This window comes from Mogibacterium pumilum, from assembly GCF_002243385.1.
Lineage (GTDB): Bacteria > Bacillota > Clostridia > Peptostreptococcales > Anaerovoracaceae > Mogibacterium > Mogibacterium pumilum.
Window position 1 is genome coordinate 60,719 of the sequence record NZ_CP016199.1, and the last position, 2,242, is coordinate 62,960.

Annotated in this window: 3 protein-coding genes; all 3 read right to left on the reverse strand. The window is 46.5% G+C overall.

Annotation, left to right across the window (positions count from 1 at the left end; all coding sequences use genetic code 11):
• Positions 1 to 385, reverse strand: a 385-nt coding sequence (locus tag AXF17_RS00265; protein WP_207651564.1) for a hypothetical protein, incomplete at its 3' end; no start/stop codon positions are given.
• Position 386: 1 nt separating this feature from the next.
• Positions 387 to 1,028 carry an HAD family hydrolase gene (locus AXF17_RS00270; protein ID WP_094233280.1) on the reverse strand — a complete coding sequence of 214 codons (642 nt, stop codon included), beginning with the start codon at positions 1,026 to 1,028 and terminating at the stop codon, positions 387 to 389.
• Positions 1,025 to 2,144 (reverse strand): peptide chain release factor 2 gene (gene prfB, locus AXF17_RS00275; protein WP_207651565.1). Its coding sequence is split into 2 segments (ribosomal slippage): positions 1,025 to 2,077 and positions 2,079 to 2,144, totalling 1,119 coding nucleotides; the frame shifts between segments, so codons are not numbered across the junction. Before prfB ends, AXF17_RS00270 begins: the two co-directional genes overlap by 4 nt.
• Positions 2,145 to 2,242: the final 98 nt, after the last annotated feature.

Here is a 2,242-nt window from a genome sequence, read left to right on the forward strand (position 1 = left end):
CATTGAGAGAGCAATCCTGCTGCTTGAAGTCAGCGATGAAATCGTTGATCATATCGATAAATCCGCTCTGATCAGCCGCTGATTTGAACACTTCCAGTTCATCTTTGTGCGATTTTATAATCTTGTACAGAAGCATGTGACGCCCATATCGGTCGAGAATCTCGATATTCTCATCACCCTGCTCAGCCATAATCCTCTGCCCTAGCCTATTTAGCGAGAGAATCTCAATATCAAGAAGACAGGCACTGCCTGTATACTTAAGCGCCTGTTCCTCCGCGACAAGAGTATACTGGTTCGGTACCAGGACATATGTCTTGCCCTTTATATTCTCATATATGAACTTCTCCTTGTTCATGCACTCTCGTGCCATAAATAGGTTCAGCATTTTATCCCTCGATTATCTCAAACAGCTCTTCAGGTTTATAAATCCTGTATGTTGGCTCAAGTCCGCCGAGTGGTGCATTCCCACCCCTGCGGCCCCATCCTACCATGATGCTATCGACGCCCGCATTTTGACAGCAGCCTATATCGAATCTCGTATCACCGAGCATTATGGCTTCTTCTCTCTTTGCCCCAAGCCTCTCGAGCGCCGCCAGCAACGGACCAGGTTCAGGCTTGTGCTCTGTCACGTCGTTTGCAGTGATGATGACATCGAATTTATCCTTGATGCCCATCTCTCCAAGATACTGCATAGCAGTATTTCCAAGCCTCGAAGTCACTATAGATAGCGAGTAGCCACGTTCTATCAGCTCGTCGAGGAGCTCCTTTATGCCTGAATACAATTTGTAAGCACCTTCGCTATGTTCCATCTGATAACCGCGATACACCGCCAGAACATCATCTAGATTTTCATCTGCAAATAAATCCCTAACTGTGTTCGCAACTGTCTCACCGAACGTGGAAAGTATCAGTGATTCATCAGCTTCTTTGCCTCGAAATCTGCGAAAAACCGCCTGCCACGAATCGATGATAAGCTGATCGGTATCGAGGAGAGTTCCGTCGAAATCAAACACTATGTACTTCTTCATTGTACACAACTCTCCTTCGCTTCTTGCGTAAGCTTCGCCTTGATGAACTCATCAAGCGACCCGTCCATCACGGCGCTAATGTTTCCAACTTCTACATTCGTCCTATGGTCTTTGACCATCGTATATGGTTGGAATACATAGGATCTAATCTGCGCACCCCACGTCACTTGGCTCATATCTCCCTTAAGCTCATCGAGGCTCTCCTTGTGCTCTGCCTCGGCGAGCTGCTGGAGTCTCGATGCCAGAATCTTCATCGCCATCTCCTTGTTGTAGAGCTGTGAACGTTCATTCTGACACGTTACAACTATGTTGGTTGGAAGGTGCGTTATACGGATAGCCGAATCAGTTGTGTTGACATGCTGTCCGCCAGCTCCCGAACTCCTGTACGTGTCAATCTTAAGGTCTTTAGGGTCGATGTTAATCTCGATGCTATCTCCTATATCCGGAACGACTTCGACAGCCGCAAAAGAAGTCTGTCTCTTGCCCGCAGAGTTAAACGGTGATATGCGCACGAGTCTATGGACTCCAGTTTCGCTTCGCAGATATCCATATGCATTGATTCCACTGATAACTATAGTGCAGCTCTTAATACCTGCGAGCGTATCGTTCTGTATGTCAACGACATCAGTCTTGAAACCGTGCTGATCTGTATATCTGAGATACATTCTCATCAGCATCTCCGCCCAGTCCATAGCATCTACGCCACCCGTTCCAGCATGAATACTTAGAATAGCATCCTTATCATCATACTTGCCGGTCAGGAGTCTGCTCAGCTCAAGGTCTTTCATCTCTTCGCTGAGTCTCTTATATTCTTTGATGATATTCTTGGCCTCCGAGTAATCATCATACTCTTCGGCGAGCTCAATCATATCGGATATGTCATCGAAGCCCTTGCAGAGACTCTCGTACTGCTCGAGTTCATTTTCAAGATGTTTCTTCTGTTTCATCAGCTTCTGTGCATCGTCAGGTGAATCCCAGAAACCCGATTTTAGCATCTCTTGTTCCATATCCGAAATCTTATCTCTTAAGCCAGTCGGGTCAAAGATAGTCTCCAACCTCACGGAGCTTATCAAGCTCACCTGGTAAAGCCTGCTTTATCTCATCAAATTCAATCATCTTAAATCCTCTCATCTACGACAGATGCGCGTAGCCGCATCTTGCGGCATCGCGCATCTATTGAGCTAAACTCCATAGTCCTGCAAACACCACAGAAC